General features: G+C 69.0%; 17 protein-coding genes. 8 read left to right on the top strand and 9 right to left on the bottom strand.

The features are described from left to right. The gene (locus ACFYWM_RS05750; RefSeq protein WP_389909073.1) at positions 1–879 is read left to right on the top strand and encodes a carbohydrate ABC transporter permease; all 879 of its coding nucleotides are present in this window, start codon (positions 1–3) and stop codon (positions 877–879) included. After that, entirely contained in the window at positions 876–2,237 is a 1,362-nt protein-coding gene (locus tag ACFYWM_RS05745; RefSeq protein ID WP_389909069.1) for a GH1 family beta-glucosidase, read from the top strand. The genes ACFYWM_RS05750 and ACFYWM_RS05745 overlap by 4 nt, the downstream gene beginning before the upstream one ends. 158 nt (positions 2,238–2,395) lie before the next feature. Here ACFYWM_RS05745 and ACFYWM_RS05740 read toward each other — a convergent pair whose 3' ends face one another. The 3 genes from ACFYWM_RS05740 to ACFYWM_RS05730 form a co-directional block, all read right to left on the bottom strand. Beyond that, positions 2,396–3,187, bottom strand: coding sequence for an ArsR/SmtB family transcription factor (locus ACFYWM_RS05740; RefSeq protein WP_389909066.1), 792 nt, complete (start codon positions 3,185–3,187; stop codon positions 2,396–2,398). A 142-nt stretch (positions 3,188–3,329) separates the two neighbouring features. Then, positions 3,330–3,971 (bottom strand): hypothetical protein, encoded by a 642-nt coding sequence (locus ACFYWM_RS05735; protein WP_389909062.1) that lies wholly within the window; start codon positions 3,969–3,971, stop codon positions 3,330–3,332. Further along, on the bottom strand, positions 3,968–4,576 hold the full coding sequence (locus tag ACFYWM_RS05730) for an RNA polymerase sigma factor (RefSeq protein WP_389909059.1): 609 nt from the start codon (positions 4,574–4,576) through the stop codon (positions 3,968–3,970). Before ACFYWM_RS05730 ends, ACFYWM_RS05735 begins: the two co-directional genes overlap by 4 nt. A 312-nt stretch (positions 4,577–4,888) precedes the next feature. On the opposite strand from ACFYWM_RS05730, the gene ACFYWM_RS05725 reads away from it, so the two are divergent. Then, positions 4,889–6,556, top strand: coding sequence for a trypsin-like serine protease (locus tag ACFYWM_RS05725; RefSeq protein WP_389909056.1), 1,668 nt, complete (start codon positions 4,889–4,891; stop codon positions 6,554–6,556). Between the two features lie 290 nt (positions 6,557–6,846). Here ACFYWM_RS05725 and add read toward each other — a convergent pair whose 3' ends face one another. Both add and ACFYWM_RS05715 read right to left on the bottom strand, forming a co-directional pair. Beyond that, positions 6,847–7,791, bottom strand: coding sequence for an adenosine deaminase (gene add, locus ACFYWM_RS05720; protein WP_389909052.1), 945 nt, complete (start codon positions 7,789–7,791; stop codon positions 6,847–6,849). Between the two features lie 72 nt (positions 7,792–7,863). Further along, the gene (locus tag ACFYWM_RS05715; RefSeq protein WP_389909049.1) at positions 7,864–12,210 is read right to left on the bottom strand and encodes a BTAD domain-containing putative transcriptional regulator; all 4,347 of its coding nucleotides are present in this window, start codon (positions 12,208–12,210) and stop codon (positions 7,864–7,866) included. A 341-nt stretch (positions 12,211–12,551) separates the two neighbouring features. On the opposite strand from ACFYWM_RS05715, the gene ACFYWM_RS05710 reads away from it, so the two are divergent. The 3 genes from ACFYWM_RS05710 (at position 12,552) to ACFYWM_RS05700 (ending at position 14,557) form a co-directional block, all read left to right on the top strand. Then, a complete protein-coding gene (locus ACFYWM_RS05710) occupies positions 12,552–12,974 on the top strand; it encodes a hypothetical protein (protein ID WP_389909046.1) in 423 nt (140 codons plus the stop codon). A gap of 530 nt (positions 12,975–13,504) precedes the next feature. After that, positions 13,505–13,789, top strand: a complete 285-nt coding sequence (locus ACFYWM_RS05705) for a hypothetical protein (RefSeq protein ID WP_389909044.1) — start codon at positions 13,505–13,507, stop codon at positions 13,787–13,789. 513 nt (positions 13,790–14,302) lie between these two features. Beyond that, positions 14,303–14,557 carry a hypothetical protein gene (locus tag ACFYWM_RS05700; protein WP_389909041.1) on the top strand — a complete coding sequence of 85 codons (255 nt, stop codon included), beginning with the start codon at positions 14,303–14,305 and terminating at the stop codon, positions 14,555–14,557. 186 nt (positions 14,558–14,743) lie between these two features. Here the strand turns inward: ACFYWM_RS05700 and ACFYWM_RS05695 are convergent, their stop codons facing one another. From ACFYWM_RS05695 to ACFYWM_RS05680, 4 genes are all read right to left on the bottom strand, one after another. Next, positions 14,744–15,325, bottom strand: coding sequence for a hypothetical protein (locus ACFYWM_RS05695; RefSeq protein WP_389909038.1), 582 nt, complete (start codon positions 15,323–15,325; stop codon positions 14,744–14,746). Positions 15,326–15,880: 555 nt separating this feature from the next. Next, positions 15,881–16,126, bottom strand: a complete 246-nt coding sequence (locus tag ACFYWM_RS05690; RefSeq protein ID WP_389909035.1) for a hypothetical protein — start codon at positions 16,124–16,126, stop codon at positions 15,881–15,883. Continuing rightward, positions 16,127–16,417 (bottom strand): DUF6247 family protein, encoded by a 291-nt coding sequence (locus tag ACFYWM_RS05685; protein ID WP_389909339.1) that lies wholly within the window; start codon positions 16,415–16,417, stop codon positions 16,127–16,129. It lies immediately after the preceding gene. A gap of 574 nt (positions 16,418–16,991) precedes the next feature. Then, on the bottom strand, positions 16,992–18,152 hold the full coding sequence (locus ACFYWM_RS05680; RefSeq protein ID WP_389909032.1) for a hypothetical protein: 1,161 nt from the start codon (positions 18,150–18,152) through the stop codon (positions 16,992–16,994). 237 nt (positions 18,153–18,389) lie between these two features. Between ACFYWM_RS05680 and ACFYWM_RS05675 the strand changes: the two genes are divergently transcribed. Together ACFYWM_RS05675 and ACFYWM_RS05670 are read left to right on the top strand one after the other, a co-directional pair. Further along, positions 18,390–18,767, top strand: coding sequence for a hypothetical protein (locus tag ACFYWM_RS05675; RefSeq protein ID WP_389909029.1), 378 nt, complete (start codon positions 18,390–18,392; stop codon positions 18,765–18,767). Between the two features lie 2 nt (positions 18,768–18,769). Beyond that, positions 18,770–19,024, top strand: a complete 255-nt coding sequence (locus tag ACFYWM_RS05670) for a hypothetical protein (RefSeq protein WP_389909026.1) — start codon at positions 18,770–18,772, stop codon at positions 19,022–19,024. Positions 19,025–19,061 lie beyond the last annotated feature (37 nt).

Below are 19,061 nucleotides of genomic sequence, written 5' to 3'. Positions count from 1 at the left end.
ATGGCAACCGTCACCGCCGTCCGGCGCGGCCTGAACCGCCGGACCCTCCGGCGCGGACTGAACCCCCTGGGCGCGGGGTTCTGGACCTACGCCGCGCTCGTCGCCGTGCTGCTCGGCTCGCTGTTCCCCATCTACTGGTCGCTGATCGTGGCCTCCCACGACAACGACGCCATCGCCAGCGTCCCGCCGGTCCTCACCCCCGGCGGCCACCTGTTCGAGAACATCAGCCGGGTCTTCGACACCACCGCGTTCGGCCAGGCGATGTTCAACTCCTTCCTCGTGTCCGGCTCGGTCACCGTCTCGGTCGTGCTGTTCTCCACGCTGGCCGGCTTCGCCTTCGCCAAGCTGCGCTTCCGCGGGCGCAACGTGCTGCTCGTCATGGCCATCGCCACCACCACCGTGCCGCAGCAGCTCGGCATCATCCCGCTGTACATCCTCATGGCCGAATTCGGCTGGACCGGCAGGCTGGAGGCGGTGATCGTGCCCGGCCTGGTCACCGCGTTCGGTGTGTTCCTCATGACCCAGTACCTCTCCAGCGCCATCCCCGACGAGCTGCTGGAGGCCGGTCGCATCGACGGGTGCAGCACGCTGCGGCTGTTCTGGCACGTCGTGCTGCCCGCCGCCCGCCCGGCCGCCGCCGTGCTCGGCCTGTTCACCTTCATGCAGGCCTGGAACGACTTCTTCTGGCCGCTGGTCGTCCTCACGCCGGAGAACCCGACCGTCCAGGTCGCGCTCTCCAGCCTGGCCAGCGGCTACACCACCGACTACGCGCTCGTGCTCACCGGCACCGTGCTCGCGATCGTGCCGATCGTGGCGGTCTTCGCCGCGCTGGGCCGTCAGATCATTGGGGGAATCATGTCAGGAGCGATCAAGGGATGACCTGGGAAAACATGTCCTTTCCCGCCGGGTTCGTGTGGGGGACGGCCACCGCCGCCTACCAGATCGAAGGCGCCGTGGACGCCGACGGGCGCGGGCCCTCGATCTGGGACACGTTCTGCCGCGTCCCCGGCGCGGTGGCCAGGGGCGAGAGCGGCGAGCACGCCTGCGACCACTACCACCGCTGGCGGGAGGACGTGGATCTGATGGACCGGCTCGGCGCCGGCGCCTACCGCTTCTCGCTGGCCTGGCCCAGGATCGTGCCCGACGGCGACGGCCGGGTGAACCGGCGCGGCCTCGACTTCTACCGGCGGCTCGCCGACACCCTGTGCGAACGCGGCATCGAGCCGTACGTCACCCTCTACCACTGGGACCTGCCCCAGGCGCTGGAGGACCGCGGCGGCTGGCGCGCCCGTGACACCGCCGAGCGCTTCGCCGACTACGCCGAGGTCGCGTACGAGGCGCTGGGCGACATGGTGTCGCACTGGATCACGCTGAACGAGCCGTACTGCTCGTCCATCGTCGGCTACGCCGAGGGCCGCCACGCACCCGGCGCGCGCGAGGGTCACGGCGCGCTCGCCGCCGCCCACCACCTGCTGCTGGGCCACGGCCTCGCGACGGCCAGGCTGCGGGCACGGGCGCGGCCGGGGCAGCAGGTCGGCATCACGCTCAACATGTCGCCCACGGTGCCCGCGACCGGCTCGGCGGCCGACGCCGACGCGGCGCGCAAGATGGACCTGCTGGTCAACCGGCAGTTCACCGACCCGCTGCTGCTCGGCGCCTACGCGTCCGACATGGCGGAGACCTTCGGCGCCATCAGCGACTTCTCCTTCCGCCGCGAGGGCGACCTGGAGGTCATCGGCGCTCCGCTGGACTTCCTGGGCGTCAACTACTACTACCGCATCCACGCCGCCGCGGCGCCGTACGAGCAGGCGGACCCCGCGCTGCGCTCCGCCTTCGACCTCGGGGTGCGCAGCGTCACCCCGGACGGCGCGGCGACCAGCGGGCTGGGCTGGCCGATGGAGCCGCAGGGGCTCCACCAGACCCTCGTCGGCCTGACCCGGCGCTACCCCGCGCTACCGCCGATCCTCGTCACCGAGAACGGCTACGGCGACGACGGCACCCTCGACGACACCGGTCGCGTCGGCTTCCTGCGCGACCATCTGGCCGCCATCCGCACCGCGATGATCGACGGCGTGGACGTACGCGGCTACTTCTGCTGGTCGCTGCTGGACAACTTCGAATGGGCCCGCGGCTACGCCGCCCGCTTCGGGCTCGTCCACGTCGACTACGAGACCCAGGCCCGCACCGAGAAGGCGAGCTACCACTGGCTGCGCGAGTTCATCGGGAAACAGGGGTGAGGAGCCCGGCCCTCGACCCCGGCACCTCATCGACGCGAGGCACCGGCCCACAAGGCCGCACCTCGTGACGCCGTCGAACCCTCCCGGCCGCACCCCCGCGACGCCGTCGAACCCTCCCGGCCGCACCCCCGCGACGTCTTCGAGCCCCGATCGGGAGGTCACGCATCGTCCGGCAGCGGTTCGCCGGTCTCCAGCAGCGACTTCAGGCTCGCCACCACGCTCGGCCAGCCGTGGCTGACCATCTCGGCCAGGCTCGACCCGGGCTCGAAGCCGTCGTGCACGACGGTGAGCTTCACGACCTGCGCGGCCTCCTCAAGCGTGAAGGTGACCTTCGAGCGGGCCTCGCCGGACAGCCGGGCGAACAGTTCCTCGTCCCAGTCGAAGCGCTTGGCGAGCTCGGGGGTGATGGCGTGCCAGGTGTAGGAGAGCCGGCTGTAGGGTTCGGCCTCCAGCACGACCTGCTCCGGGTCACCGATCAGCACGCCGTGGTTGTCCCAGGTCATCGGCGAGCCCGCGGACCAGTCCGTGGTGAACTCCGTGGCCCAGTAGCGGCGGGTGAAGGCGGGCTCGGTGAGCGCCTGCCAGAGCTTCTGCGGGGTGGTGCGGATGTAGGTGGTGTAGACGAAGGTCGGCGCGTCCATCGAGGTCTCCTCCAGAGCATGTTTCAGGTCCGCCAGGGCCTGGACCCTGACTCGGTCGTAGCGGCTGATCCACCGGTGGGCGATCTCGTGCACGGGCGCGGCGTTGAGGTAGTGCAACTTCTCCCGGCCCCGCCGCACGGTGGTGACGAGCCCGGCCTCCTCCAGCACCGCGAGGTGCTTGCTGACGGACTGCCTGGCCATGTCGAGCCCGGCGCACAGCTCGCGCAGCGTCTGCCCGTTGCGGGCGTTGAGCGAGTCGAGCAGCGCGCGCCGGCTCGGATCGGCCAGCGCCTTGAACACCTCGTCCATGCCCGCCCCCGTACCCAGGTTGCCGCCTGTAGATATGCAGCCTTTCGGCTGCCTTTAACTTAGGCAGCCGTACGGCTGCCTGTCAAGGCCGCCCACGACGCGACCTCCCCTGGTCGACCTGCCGCGTCTTTGAGGGGATTGGTCAGCTGCCCTCGGGCGGGCCGAGCGGAGCCTCGGTGCTGTCGACCAGCTTGCAGTCGGCCACGGGTCCGTCGGAGACGCTCGCCCAGATACCGGCGACCGTCCTCTCCGGGTGCTCGGAAACGCTGAACTCCAACACCGCCACCTGGCCGTCCCTCACGACCTTGGGGTCGATCGTGAAGCCGGATTCCCGCCTTTCCGGTCCCGGCCAGACGGTGAGGGGAGCGTCCTCCCTGGACAGAAAGCTCTGGCTGCGAGGCTGCGGGCTGCACTTCTTGCCTCTGGGGATGTAGTCGACGACCGCGTTGAGCCCCATGTCCCGCAGGTCCGCCTGCAGACCCTTGGGGTCCTTGGCCTCGTTGATGGTGATGAAGATGGTGCCGTCGTCATTCTTGGAGACGGCGTAGGCCGCGCCACCGCCCAGGGCCAGCGGGACGGCGATCGCCACGGCAGCGGCGGCGGCCAGCACCGGGGCCAGGACGGCAGAGCGCAGCAGCAGCCGCTTCGGCTTGGCCGACCGGGCGTCCTGGTGAATCTCGGTCATCACGAACTCCTTGAGCTGTCGGTGCCGGTTCCGCGGGAGTTCGGGCTCCACCTGGTACGGCAGCAGCCGGGTAAGGCCTTCCAGCTCGTCCTCGTTCATCGGTACTCCTCCCTCGTGAACCGGGCCGCGAGGTCGCGGTCACCTCTTACCTGTCGTGACGGCCGGGACGGTTCCCTCTCCGCCGCGAACTTCTCCAGCTTCCTCCGCGCCCGGGACAGCCGGGACCGGACCGTGCCCACCGAGATACCCAGCGCCTCGGCCGCCTCGACGTAGCCGAGGTCCGACCCGACGACCAGCGCGAACACTTCCTGCTCCTGGCGGCGCAGCGTGCCGTAGGCCCGTCGGATCGCGGCCAGCCGGTCGGCGTCGTCGACGCGTCCCGCCACCTCATCGGCGAGGTCGGGAACCTGCTCGGCTCTGGGTATGCGGGCCAGGGCGTCGTCGTAGCGGTAGGCGGCCCGCCGGGTATTGCGCGCGACGTTGGTGGCGATGCCCAGCAACCACGGGCGCAGCGAACCTCCGTCGGCATCGATCCGGTGTCGCAGTCGCCAGGCCTCCAGGAAGGTCAGGGACATCACGTCCTCGGCGACCGACCGGTTTCCCGTCAGCCGGAAGGCATGGCCGTACACCGATCGGGCGAACTCATCGAAGAGCTGCTCGAACGCCTCTGTATCCCCACCACGTATCCGAGCACGTATCGACATATCCACACACAGGGACTGTCCGCAGCGCTACCCGAGTTCCCGGAAAGCACATCTCTCGCCCGATCGGCCACGCCGACACCGTGGTCACCGAGGACGGCGACGGCGACGAGTTCGCCGTCGCCGAGGGCTGATACGCACCCGATACGCGTCCAAGCGGCCGCCGATACACGACCGCGATCACGCGGACACCTGCGCCGCGCAGGGTGGCCGACGTGCACTACGCGGCTTACCGGCTTCCCGGAGCGGAACCTCCCGTGTGCTCTGCCCACCCCTCCCGATCGCCGGGCGGCCATGGCCACCGAAAGTGAAACGATGCCCAACACACTTCACCCTCCTCGTGCTCGCGTCGCACTCATGGGCTTCTCCGCGCGTTTTGGCTTCCTCCTCGTCGTTTCCGTGCTGCTGGCGGCGACAGCGACCCCGGCGCTCGCCCTGCGTGGCGGTGTCGAGTCGGCGCGGCCGTACTCGTTCATGGGCTCGTTGCAGCGCGCCGAATCCCCGCGCACGGACGGCCACGTCTGCGGGGTCACGCTGATCGCGCCGCAGTGGGTGGTCACCGCGAGCCACTGCGCCCGCACACCCAACCAGGCTCAGACCGGCACGCCCCGGGGCTGGCGGGTGCGTATCGGCTCGCTGAAGGTGACCTCCGGCGGTGAGCTGGCCGAGGTCGACAAGTTCTACCGGTACTCCACCGAGGTGTACGGCAAGGATCTCGCGCTGCTGCACCTGCGCACCCCGGTCCGGGCGAAGCCGGTGCGGATCGCGCCGGCCACACCGGCCGGCCACACCCCCGCCCGCATCATCGGCTGGGGCGTGACCTGTGACGAGCGGGAGCCGAAGTGCTACCCGGACCACCTTCGCGAGGCCGACACCGTGGTGCAGCCGGACTCGAAGTGCAAGGTGAGCGGCATCGTCGGCGAGCGCGAGCTGTGCGTGGGCAGCCCGGACGGAAGCGTCTCGGCCACCAACATGGACTCCGGTGGCCCGGCGCTGGTTCGCCGCGGTGGCGGCTGGTTGCTGGCCGGGGCGGTCAGCGGCAGCAACGGCAACGACACACCGACGGTGTACAGCGACGTGTCGGTGTACCGGAAGTGGATCCGAGGCATCGTCACAGGCGTCGCGGTTCCGCCGGAATCGCCCATGCCCTCCTTGGAGGGTGCCGTGCGGTTCGGCGGCTGTTCCGGCGTCGTGGTCCGCACCGCGGCCTCCCGGGCGAAGGATCCGGCCCTGCTCCTCACGAACGGCCACTGCGTCGAGGGCAACCGCCCCGCACCCGGATCGGCGCTGGCAGACCGGCCGGCCACCCAACCGGCCACGATCGTCGACCACGAGGGCTACCCCAAGGTCGAGGCCAGGACGACCCGGCTGGTCTACGCCACCATGACCGGCACCGACGTCGCCCTGTACCGCCTGGACCGGACCTACGCGGAGCTGGCCGCCGCCGGCGCCAAGGTCTTCGACCTCACCGGCACCCCGGCCGCGGCCGGTGACCGGGTCGACCTGTTGTCCGGCATCTGGGGCCGCCGCTGGAGCTGCGCGGTGGAGGCGGTGGTGCCGAAGCTGCGTGAGGGCGGGTACGAGCAGGAGAACGCGGTCAGGTACACCGGCGCCTGCGAACCGGGGCACGGCACCTCGGGGTCACCGCTGATCGCCCCGGACGGGAAGACCGTGGTCGGGCTGCACAACACGGGCAACGACGACGGGGAGAGCTGCACGGAGAACAATCCGTGCGAGGTCAACCTGGCCGGCCAGGTGACGGTACGCAAAGGCGCCCGCTACGGCCAGCAGGTCGCGGCCGTGCCCGCCTGCCTGGCGCCCGGCTCGGTGCTGGACCTGTCCCGTCCGGACTGCACGCTGCCCGCACCCGGCCGGCCTGACGGGCGGAACGGTGAAAGCGGGGTGGTGACCGACCCGGTGACCGTAAACCCCGGGACGGCGACGACACCGGACGGACCGGCCGGAGGTCCGCGGTTCCGTTGAACCGGCCGGAGGTCCGCGGTTCCGTTGAACCGGCCGGGGAATCACCCGCGTCACGCGAAAACGCTTGTTCGGGCCCGGCCCATCGAGGGCCGGGCCCACTGCCGTACCGGGGGCCCGGCGATCATGCCGCGACCGCTACTCGCGCACCTGGTGTTCCGGTCCGGGAACGTTCAACGTGGCGTCGTGAAGAACCCGGGCCCGGATGACCCGGCGGAGGCATTCCTCTTCCCTCTTCGCGGCCCGGAAGCAGAGGTCACGCAAATCACCTCACCGGTAAGAGACGATGACCGCTACGGACGGCTGAGCCAAGCGGTCACCCCGGCCTTGATCCGCTCCTTCACCGCGAGCGGGGCGAAGGACGCCTCGGCCCCGGCGACGGCCAGCCCGGCCAGGTCGGCGTCGGTGAAGCCGAAGACCTCGCGCAGCCGGGCGTACTCGTCGGCCAACGCCGTCTCGCCGTCGGTGTTGACCGTGACGACCAGCCCGGCCGCGCGCAGGCGCGGCAGCGGGTGCTCGGCGAACGTGGGAACGAGCCCGAGCAGGACGTTGGAGGTGGGGCACACCTCCAGCGGGACGCCCCGCTCGCGCACCTCGTCCACCAGCGCCGGATCGTCCAGCACCCGGATACCGTGCCCGAGCCGCTCGGCGTGGCCCACCTCCAGGGCCTCGCGGACGCTGGCCGGCCCGGCCGCCTCGCCCGCGTGGTGCACCAGGCGCAGCCCGGTGTCCCTGGCCGCGTCCAGCGCCTCGGCGAACGGCGCCAGCGGGTGGCTCTCGTCACCCGCCAGCCCGACACCGATCACCTCGTCGTACCGGTTGGCCAGCTTGAGCGTCCGCCACAACCGTTCCACCGGCCGGCGGCGTGAATGGTCGAGCAGCACCCGGCACTCGATCCCGTAGCGCCTGCCCTCGGCCAGCCCGTCCAGCACCGCCTCCAGCGGCATCTCCAGCGCCCCCACGCGCTCGCCGTGGGACGCGGCGGTGAAGGTCACCTCGGCGTACCGGGTGCCCTGGGCCGCCTCGTCCTGGCAGAACTCCAGCGCCACCCTCCGAAAACGCTCGGGCGTGCGCAACAACGCCCGCACCCGGGCCCGCTGGTCGGCGAACTCCCGGAAGTCGGCGAACGGCCCTTCCGGCTCGGGTGGCCCTCCCCACTCGCGCACGGTCCGCGGCCGTACGGTGCTCTCCAGATGGACGTGCAGATGAGCCTTGGGCAGCAGGCGAAGATCCCTCACCTCTCCACCCTAAAAGGCGCCATCGACACCTCCGGTCCCGGCACCGGCGCGGGCACAGCGACGTACGCCCCTTCAGCACGTGGGCCGGTAGTCCACGGAGGGGAGGTAGGTGGCCCACTCCTCGCGGGTGAGGTCACGGCCGATCTCCTGGCAGAGCTTCCTCACGAGCGGATCGGGCCGGAGCGACCAGCGAATGATCCTGCCGTCGTCTCCTCCGGAGACCAGGTCTCCGTCGGTGCCGAAGGCCAGGCCCTTGATCGGGGCCGTGTGACCGGTGAGCGTGGCCATAGCCCTTCCGGACGGGAGGTCCCAGACGGTGATCGTACGATCATCGCCCGCGGACGCGAGCGCACGGCCGTCCCGGCTGAAGGCGAGGACCTGGATCGGGGCGGTGTGGCCGGTGAGCGTGGCATGCGGCCTTCCGGTCCGCGCGTCCCACAGCTTGACGGTCCGGTCGGCCCCGGCCGTGGCGAGCAGCCTGCCGTCCGGGCTGTAGGCGACGTCGAGCACCGAGCCCTGGCGCGTCCTGACGGCACGGACCTGCCGGTCCTGGACCAGGTCCCAGACGAGAACGTCTCCGGCGGGGCCGGCGGTGGCGAGCAGTGGATCGCGGGGGCTGAACGCCAACGCCGAGGCGATGTAGGGAGCACCCGGGAACGGCTCGGCGGAGCTCCCCGGATCGTGGAGGTTCCAGCGGAACCGGCCGAGCGCGGCCCCGACGAGAAAGCGCCCGTGTGGATCGAAGCCAAGGTCGGTGGAGGCGCCCACTCCCTTGTACGTGATCGCGGTGAGCTTCCGCCCGCTGCCGACGTCCCAGACGGTGATCGTGTGGTTGCGGGTGACGGTCGCGAGCCGGTGGCCGTCCGGGCTGAAGGCGACGGCCCGGACGTCGTCGGGATGGTCGTCGAGCGTGGCGACCGGGTTTCCACGCGCGTCCCACAGCCGGACGGTGCGGTCGCTGCCCGCCGACGCGACGACACGGCCATCCGGGCTGATCTTGATGTCGTTCACGGCCCGGCTGTGTCCGCTGAACGGGGGGATGGGGTGCTCGCGGATCATGATGGTCCGGCCGAAGCCGGCCGAGGCGAGCATCGAGCCGTCCGCGCTGAAGGCGAGGGAAAGCGCTTCGGCGCGGCTTCTGTCCTGGTAGGTCTCGACGGGCTGACGTCGCACGATGTCCCAGACGGTGATCAGGCCGTTCTCGTCGGCGACGGCGATCCGGCCGGCGACGGGAGCGGACATGTCCCAGATGTACGGCGACTGCTTGGGCAGCGCGGACAGGGCGGTCACACCGTCGTGAGCGATTCGCCAGAACCGCACCCCGTGATACGACGAGCCCGTGGCGAGGGTGCCGTCGGTGGAGTCGAAGCCCAGCCTGTGGATGTGTCCGGCGGGAAGCGCGGCGACCCTTGCCCCGGAGGCGACATCCCACACGAGCGGTCTCTCCGCTCCGTCCGTGGCGGACACCAGAAATCGCCGGTCGGGGCTGAACGCGAGAGCCACGACCTCCTCTTTGTGTCCTTTCAACGTGCGTCTGCTCCCGCCGGGCAGGTCCCACAGCTCGATCGCGCCCTTGCCGGCCCCGACCGCCATCTTCGTCCCGTCGGGGTTCAGCGCCATCGCGTCGGTGAGCAGCTCCCGCCGCCGCTGGAACACCGGCCGGCCGGAGACCAGGTCCCGCACGACGATCGAGCCCTTGCTCGCCGCGATGGCGGGCTCCCTGGCGGTGGAGGCGAGCAGCCTGCCGTCGCGGCTGAAGGCCGCCACCCTCGCGTAGACGTGTCCCGCCCCCGCGAGTTCCGCGTGCTCGGAGAAGGTCTCGACGCGGTCGCGGCCACGTGGGTCCCAGAGACCGACCGTCCCGTCGGTGCCGGCCGAGGCCAGCCGCGAGCCGTCCGGGCTGAACGCCACCCCGAAGATCGCCGGCCCTTCGGTGTTGAACTCGATACGGCGGCGAGCCGCGGCCGACACGCTCAGGAGGCCGCCCCGCGTCTCGGTCTCCGGATTGAGACGGAACGCGGCGATCGCCAGCAGGCCGGCCAGATCCGGATCGGTGTCCAGGAGGGATCCGGCCTTCAGCGACAGCTGCCGGGACAGGGCGACCAGCTGCTGACGGCCGGCCTCCTGCCCCTGCCGTACGGCCACGCCTCCGCCGAGTACGGCGAGCAGGAAGAGCGCGGCCATCCCGGCCAGGAGGCGTTGCAGGAGCCGGGTACGGCGCCTCGTCGCGTCGCGCTCGCTCTCCTCCAGCACGCGGCTGGCCCGCAGGAAGGCGCTTTCGACGTCGTTCAGCTCCTGCGGGTGATCCTCCGCCCAGGTCCGGGCGGCGAGAAGCTGGACGCCCCGGTACAGGGCTCCGGAGTCGCGCTCCAGTTCCCGCCACGTCTGCGCGGCATCGGTGAGCCGCCGATGGACGAACAGGTTCTCGCGGTCGTCGGTGAGCCAGCGGTGCAGCCGGGGCCAGGCCCGGATCAGCGCTTCGTGCGCCACGTCCACCGTCTCCTCCGCGAGGACGACCAGCCGTGCGGCGGCGAGCCGGCCCAGCACGCCGGAGGTGACCTCGGGGTCGGCCAGGCCGACGAGCTCCACCCGGGCGATGGGCCGCCGGGTGTCCTCCGTGCCGTCTCCCAGCGCGGTCAGTCTCACGAAGATCCTGCGTGCGGCCTGCTGTTCCGCGCGGGCGAGCTCGTCGTAGACCCGTTCCGCGCTCTGCGCGATGGCCCCGCGCACGCCGCCGGCCGCCTGGTAGGCCGACAGCGTGAGACTCGGGCCGGTGCGATTCCGCCAGGTCTCCAACAGCGCGTGCGAGACCAGCGGCAGGCTGCCCGGCTCCTCGGCGGCGTCGGCCAGGACCGTGGCCAGCAGGTCGGGTTCCACGGTGAGCCCCGCCCGGGTGGCGGGCCGGACGACGATCTCCTGAAGGTCCGCCGACGAGACCGGCCCCACGAGCAGCTGGGCCTCGCCGCCCAGGGCCTCGACCAGGCCGGGATGCTGGGTCAGGTGGGCGAGGAAGTCGGCTCGTACGCCGAGCACGACAACGGCGCGGCGGTCCGCGCCGAGCGCCATGCCCAGCAGGGCCTCGACGAACCGGCGTCGCTCTCCGTCGTCGGCGCACAGGGTGAAGGTCTCCTCGAACTGGTCCACCACCAGCAGCAGGCGGGTCTCCCGCGTGCCGCGCGGGGCCGTGTCGGGGGCCGTGTCGGAGGCCGTGTCGGGGGCCGTGTCGGAGGCCGTGTCGGAGGCCGTGTCCAAGGCGGCGTTCAAGGCCGTGTCCAGGGCGGCGTTCAAGGCGCCGGGATCGTCGGAGAGTTCGGCGCGGAGCGTCTCGGGGTCGCCGCCGGACACCTTCGCCACCAGGTCGGCCAACGTGTCCAGCGGGTGTTCGCCCGGCGTCATGATCAGGCCCGGTCGCGACTCCGCCGTACCGTGCTCGCCGGAGCCCGCCCCCAGCAGGCCGGCGCGCAGGAGGGATGACTTTCCGCTTCCCGACGCCCCGAACACGCCGACCACCGGAAGCCGGTCGACCAGCTCGCGGAGCCGGTCGACCAGCTGGGAGCGGCCGAAGAACCACTCCTCGTCCTCCGGCTGGAACGCCACCAGACCTCGGTACGGGCAGTTGTCCTCGGCCCATCCCTCCGTCGCCTGCGGCGCGGCGGGCATCCGCGGTGGCGGCCCCAGGGCGGGGAGGAGATCCTCGTCACCGCGGAGCATCGTCTCGTGCAGACGTTGGAGCACAGGGCCGGGTTCGATGCCGAGCTGCGCGTTCAACAGGTCACGGGTCCCGCGGAAGACCTCCAGCGCCTCGACCTGCCGGCCGGACCGGTACAGCGCGAGCATGAGATGAGCGCGCAGGCTCTCCCGGTACGGATGCCGCCGGGTGAGATCGGCCAGCTCGGCGGCCAGCTCGACGTGCCGTCCCAGACCGAGCTCGGTCTCCGCCAACCGCTCGTGGGCGATGAGCCGCGACTCCTCCAGTCGGCGGGCCTCCTCGGCGATGAGCGGGTGATCGCGGAACTCCGCGAACGCCGGCCCCCGCCACAGGTCCAGCGCCCCGCGCAGCCGGTCACGGGCCAGTTCGATGTCCCCACTGCCCAGGGCCGCGCTCCCCTGCGCGGCGAGACTGCGGAAACGCGCGGCGTCGAGCGAGTCGGTGATGATCGCGTATCCGCCCGGCCGTCCAGGCAGGACATGGGCGCCGAACGCCCGCCGCAACTGGTGGACGTAGAGATGGATGTTGCGCCGCGCGGACACGGGCGGCTGGTCACCCCAGACCGCGGCGATCAGCCAGTCGATCGACACCGGCTGGCCGGCCTTGGACAACAGCGCGGCGAGGGTGAGTTGAAGCTTGGGTGCCCCACTGACAGGAACCAACTGGCCGTCGCGGGAGACGCTGAGCGGCCCCAGAACGTGAAATTCCAATCAATCCCGCCCTCATCGGACTTCGAAATGAAGAATCCTGGACCGCCGTCCGCTTTGTCAATCGCCCAGTCATGGTGGGAGACCGTGCCCTGAACGGACCGTCCCACAGACACCGAAGCGGGTTCTATCAGGGCCTATACCCCACATATACCGGCCTGTCTAATGCTCGACCCGAGCCGATCCCGGCCTCGTACCGACTGGGGGGACGAACGGGATTCGACTCGATGTCCACCCGCGAACGTTCCGACCGGGACCACCTGGATCCACAGGCGCGTCCGATGAAACGGGTTCAACGCCCGGGCGGGTCCGAAGAACTGTCGTACCAAGAACAAGGAGGCACAATGACCACACACAGGACCGGAAGACCCATGCCGTTCCGGCGGATGGCGGCGGCGGGCACCATGGCGGTGGCCTTCCTCGGGACGATGCTGGTCGCCGGGCCGGCCTCGGCGGAACCGTACGGCACCCGCACCTGCAACAACGCCCCTCCGCTGGTCTCGTGCACAACGGGGTCGCTGGAGCCGCACAGCTCGCAGAGGTGGCTCGAAGTCAAGCTCAACCCCAGCGGTGCCGCGATCTGCCGGGTCAACTGGTGGCTGTACGACGTCACGAACAACTGGAGCCTGGCGGCCTCGGGCACCAAGAACGTCGTGGCCAGCACCACGACGTTCAAGGTCAACAACCTCAACGCCAGTCACTACTACAGGCTCGAGTCCACAGCCATCAACTGCATGCTCTCGATCCGGTTGCGTAACTGGACCTGACCGGACGACACGGCTGGAGCGGTCCGCACCACGTCCAACGGGGGACGGTACGGGCCGGTCAGCACCGGGTAGCGAAGCGATTCGATGCCCTCGCACGAGAACGACTCAGGAACGAATCGGCACACAACGAACACTGAAGGACACGAGGGTCACGTAACAATCGAAACCCAGGCAGGGAGAACGATCCCTGACCTGGGTTTCCGACTGGGTGGAGCCCAGGAGATCCGAACTCCTGACATCCTGCTTGCGAATCGGTCCGACCTCGGGCCGTACGAGCCGTGAGCCGGGCTGAGGACTGCCCGCGAGTGACCGCTGCCGACCGCCTTCAACGGCCACTGATGGCCCGGCGGTCGTCCCACCCCTCAGGGCCGCTTTCCGGCTCTTTGCGGTTCCCCGGTGCGGGCCGGGCGACCGGCACGTGCACGGTGCGTGCCCGCCCCGCGGAGAGTGACGCCGACACTTACTGAGCCTTATGACGACATGGAATGATCCTTTTTCATGGATCGGACCTAGCGTAATGAGGGCTGTGCATGTCCACGAGGGCGATCGCGTTCGTTGCTTTCCTGCTGATCGGTTCGGGGGTTCTCACCGGCATACTTCCTGTCACCGCGCAAGGGGAGGAATGCGGCTCGGCGTTCAAGGAAATCTCACTGATCAAGGACGAGATGTTCGCCACACAGTGGGAGCAGGTGAGATCCTGCGAGGACGTTCGAAACCTGGTGAGGATTCCGGCGATCGTACTGATCGCGGCGGGCGGCGTGACGCTGCTGGCTGCCGTCTGTAAGCGTTGGACTCTTACCGTGTCGCGCTTTTGACATCGATACGGTCGCGCGGAAGCTCGAAACAGCTGACGGCGGAGAGCTGACACCGGAGCAGTTCGCCGCCGGTGCCCGCGTGGCGGGGGTCACGACCAGGACGGAGCGGATAGCCCACAAGTTCTTCTCAGGCATCGGTGAGGTAGGGGGCACGAAGTCCTGCGGCTGTGCGGTCATGCTGGAGTCTCCTGGCCACAAAGCCGGGGGAACGAGCTCAGTTTCAAGGCGCAGACGGAGCACGGCAACGACCGGACCGCGCGACCTACCGGAACGCCGAACAGAAGACCATGTGGCCCCGGTCTGCTCGGCTTGTTCCGAGTCGATGGCAGACGAGATGATCAGACCCCTACCTCAGCCACCTACGGACCGCGCGAAGAAGCTCGCGATCATCCCGGAGCCTGAGCACCGCCGCCGGGGGCAACGTTTATTTTGCGGGAACCTTTCCCACTTCAATGCCGTTGCCCATCAAGGCGACCTTGATCCGTCAACTCGCGAGAAGGAAGGCAATGTCTCATGGCGCTGTTCCGGGACGATACGCAAGACATCCAGGAAACCATCGCGGAGGCTCGGCAGGCGCATCAAGAGGGGCAAGAGATCTTTGTCTCTCGTATCCAATCCAAGTATGGGAAGAGGCGCGCATGGGCTGCATCGGATGTGGCTGAGTTGATCGCGGGTGTCGAGCGTGAAGGGTGGCAACTCAGCCATACGTCGGAAGGTTTGGTGGGAGACGTTCTTTCGCAGTTGACCTGCATTTTTCGCCGTCGCTGATCGCGGAGTCCCAGGCGGCGGCGTGACCCTGGTGCGACGGTCGGTGGGCAGGTTCAGCCACTGCCGTCCGCCATGTCGCCCAGGGGCGACCAAGCAGCGTGGGAGAAGCAGCATTGCCGCCGAGTGTTCATGCCCCGCCACGGCGTACAGGACTTTGAGCGGGGTCTCGTTGGCACGGTCGGCCGGTTACCAGTTGTCCCAGCCTTCGTAGCCGTACCAGCGGTCTTTCAAATAGCGGTAGTGGTCGTCGATGGTCTCGACCGGCTCGCCGGAGGGCAGCCAGAGAAAGCCCTTGTTGTCATGCAGGAACCAGTCCTGGGCGCTGAACTCCGCGCTGCCGGGCACCATTTCTCTGGTATCGATATCCAGGTGCTGCCCTCCGTCGCACACGTAGTACAGGCCCACCCACTGGCAGGGCTCTTCGCGGTCAGGATTTTCAGCCACGGCCTTGGCATAGGCCTCCATGCTGGGTTCGGAGATCGTGAAGCGTATCCAGAACGGCGCGTCGGTTATGAGGGCGAGCATGACGCCGCCCGCGATGAACCACGGGATGATCCAGCGGCGGCTGCGTGAGCCTTCCAAAGTTCCCTTGCGCTCGGCCCACACCATTCGAACGGCCCAGTAAGCGAGCAGCAACCCACCAACGGGGATCGTGAACAAGAACATCTCGATCCCGTACCAGTACGGGTAGCTGGCCCATATCAAGACGACGGCTGCCGCGGCTGAAAAAACAACCGCGAAGGGCAACCCGGGCGGCTTGCTGATCACGGCGTCACCTTAGCGCCCACCCCAGCGACATTGGACAGTTGGAGCGACTGGCCTTGTGCGGCGGTGCGGCGGTGCGGCGCTGGGTCGGCGGCTTCGCGGTGTGCGGCGGGGCTGCCCCGCGCGGCGCCCGCGCCGCGACCGGCCCCAGGCCGCAGCGCGGTGAGAGGACGCCGACGCGGGGCGTACGGCGGCGCGCCGCGCCGCCACTTGATCGCCGAGCCGATCACTGTCACCAGGAGAGAAGAGGCCACCTGATGGCCGACAAGGACGGGCATCGCCGTTTCGGCACCAGCGGACAGGTGTTTTGGCTGGTGGAGCCTAGGAGATTCGAACTCCTGACATCCTGCTTGCAAAGCAACCCAGGCGGGGGCGGGACCACAGGCTATACCCGCTCTCACCTGAGCATACGGTCCACGGTGATCCATCGACGTCCGGCCTCGTCGATGGTCGTTGCACCCAGTTGGTCACCCGGAGGTCCGGCCTTCGGTAGGACTCAGATGCTGAAACAGTGGGTGCCCATCGGGCGTCGCTGTACCACCGTCGTACTGCGCAGGATCATGGCCACTCAACACGGATGAGGTACACCTCGCGTTGCTCGTCCAGAACCACATATGTCGCGAGCCCTCGCTCGCCGAACGCGTGAGTGAACATGTTGGCCTTGGGGTTGGCCGGGTTATACGGCTGACCGCTCCACGGCGCGACTTCCAGCAGGGTGAGCAGTTCGGCGAGTGGGCGTAGCGCCTCCACGGGGATCGCCGCGATCTGTTCCTCGGCGAGAGGGTCGAGTGTGATTTGGTACACCTACAGGTCGACCCCACGAGCGCCGAGAACCTCACGCCACGGCCTTCCCGGAGAGACCGGCTCACCGGCAAGGACCTGCTCGGCTCTGGCATGCATTCGGCGACGTCCCTCTGGATCCCGCACCGAGTCACACGCGGAGATCCACCAGCGGTGAACGAAGGCGTTCAAAGCACCAAGGTCCAAACTCACTCGAACCTCGTCGAGCACTGCCTTGAGCCCCGCGTCGAACGCCTCGCGATCCTGTGGCACAACCAGGACGGAACGGATAGCCCGCAGGCTCTTCTCAGGCATCGGTGAGCTAGGAGGCACGAAGTCCTGCGGTTGTGCGGTCATGCTGGAATCTCCTCTCCCTGCTCATAGAGCCTACAGACTCCTGATGGGATGGCTCAGAGATCCAGTCACACGAGCACGCGGAAATGACGTCGATCGGGAAGCTGATGGAGCGCATGGGCTTCCAGCGCGCTGGGCGCGATGGTCTGTCGGCACTCGACCGATGAGCGGCAACGTGAGGTAGCGCGGAAGCTCGACGGCCTCTCCCGTAGGGCCTCGGCGAAGGGATCGGGCACGCGACGGGCACGAGAGCGGAAGAAGGCCGAATGAAGATCAAAGCCCAGGTTGCGGCAACATGCCTGACCTGGGCTTCTGTCTGTCCGAGAGGGAGTGGAGCCTAGGAGATTCGAACTCCTGACATCCTGGTTGCAAAGCAACCCAGGTGGAGGCGGGACCATGGGCGATACTCGCTCCCACCTGGGCTTACGATCCATGGTGATCCATCGGTGTCCGGCCTCGTCCGTGGTCGTTGTCACCCAGTTGGTCACTCAGCGATTCGCCTGTCCGAGCCGGTAGAGCGCGCCTTCCCCGGCTCTCAGGCAGGGCCGCTCAGCTCTCGGTACGCCTCGCGTAGTTCTGCGGCTTCCGGCATGCGGCGCGTCTCGATGGCGCCGATCACCTCGCGCGCCCTCCAGTAGTTGGACGGCACCAACACGCCGCTCGTCATGGTCGTGAGGGCAAGCTGACTCGCCTCGTCGGGCTGATCGGTGGCCAGAAGCGCCAGAGCGAGGTCAAGACGCGCGGAGGCCGCTCGACGCGGGCGAACCAACCCGTCCGCGGCCGACTCCAGGCGGGCGAGAACCTGGCGGGCGTACGGCTCGGCGGCCGGGTCTCCCAGCCATGACAGCGTGGTCGCCACGTACGCCTCGCTCTTGGAGGGGTCATAGCGGTAATGGTGCTCGGGATGCTCGGGCATCGACAGCGGCGAGACCAGTCGGGCAACGCGGTTCAGCGCATCACGCGTCTCGGGACCGGACCCGAGCCGTGCCCAGATCCGGCCTTCCTGCGCGGTCGCCTGGATGTAGGCCGAACTGGTGCGCGGTGCGATGGCCTGTGCTCCCTGGGTGAGGGTCAGGGCTCGGCGGTAGTCGCCGGTGGTGACCGCCTGCCATGCCTCGGTCTCCAGACACCACGCGGCGATCTCGGGATGCTCGACGTGCTTGGCCAGCTGGGCGGTCGTTCGAAGCCACGTTCCGGCGGCCTCGAACTGGCGAAGGTCGATGTGGCAGGTGGAGGCCAGCAGCGACAGCCAGCCACCAGCCGTAAGAAGGCGTCGATGCTCGGCGAACGTCTTCTTGGCATCGACCAGGTGCGAGACGTACGACAGGTGCCGACGCACCCGCTCCAGCAGCTCGGCCGGTGGTGTCGCCTGATAGGCCATCGCGAGGTCGTCGACGGCCAGCTCCAGCCGGTCAAGCGTTTCGGTGCCCACATCGCTGGCAGCGATACGGCGGGCCAGCTCCAGCGCCTCGATCTCCTCGGCGAAGTGAGAGTCGCCCGGCGTCGTGCTCTCCGACTCCTCGCTGAACAGCTCGGCTTCTTCCGCACCGAACACCCGGCAGTAGAGCAGCCGGTACGGGTCCTTGGGCTGGTGCTTTCCCGCCTCCCAATCCTTGATCATGCGGATCAGGGAATCCCGCTCGGGCAGGCGGGCACGAGTGCGTGAGTCAGCGGCTTCGGCAAACTGCCTGGCCATGTCTCGCTGCGTCCACAACTTGCCACGCCTCGCGGCGCGTAACCGTACGGCCCAGGCCGGAACGTTATTCATTGTGTGCACCTCGGGGGACTGAGTCCTCCTGTCTCCCTCAGTCTCCCCTACTCGCACTGTCGGCGCGGGATACCCGGCGATGTCATGGGAGCACCAGGAAAAACGGGACCCGCAGGCGCGGTAACGCCGTACGGGTCCCTTGATCGCACACTGGAGGTGCGACCCATGGACAACTGTAGAGCCGTCCCACCCGCCGTTGACGAGGCGACGGTGGAGAGCCACGACAAGGCGCTGGCCGTCGTTCAGCGGCTTCTCACCGAGCGGGGAATCCGCGCTCACCGTCATCACACGATCAGCCTGGGGCTGTTCGCCAACAGTGCGGCCGCCTGGCCCGATCAGCCGCCGCTTCGGTCGTGGATGGAGCGACACCCGCCGGAGCTGACCGTGAAGGGTCCGCAGGGCTGGCGCATGGCCACGGTGACCATGGGTCCGCGCTCGAGCAGCTACCTGGTCTCCCTGCGCGGCGGCTCCGGCCTCCAGGCGGTGCGAAGCGAGCATCCCGAACAGGTGGTTGCCCTGATCGTGGCTGCTCGGGGGACGTGACCGTGCACGGCTGGGTCATCTTGGGCGATGCGGCCACCAAGAGAGCCAACGGCCAGGAGGTCATCGTCACGGTCGGCAAGTCGGGCGACATCGGGTCGGCCATCAGAGCGTGGGAGGACGCTGAGCACCACCGGATGCTGTACGAACTGGGCAACCTCGGTCACCTGGTCGATGCCGCGCTGACCCGCCTCCAGGGTCACCACCGCACTCCGGGAAGTCACGGAAAACGCACGCCGCAAACCGACGACATCAAATGATCACCGATCGGGTGCGGCGACAGACCTCCCGTGGTCG

This window comes from Streptosporangium sp. NPDC002721 (assembly GCF_042888905.1).
Lineage (GTDB): Bacteria > Actinomycetota > Actinomycetes > Streptosporangiales > Streptosporangiaceae > Streptosporangium.
Note: the sequence above shows the minus strand (reverse complement) of the source record. Positions and strands in the feature narration are given on the sequence as shown.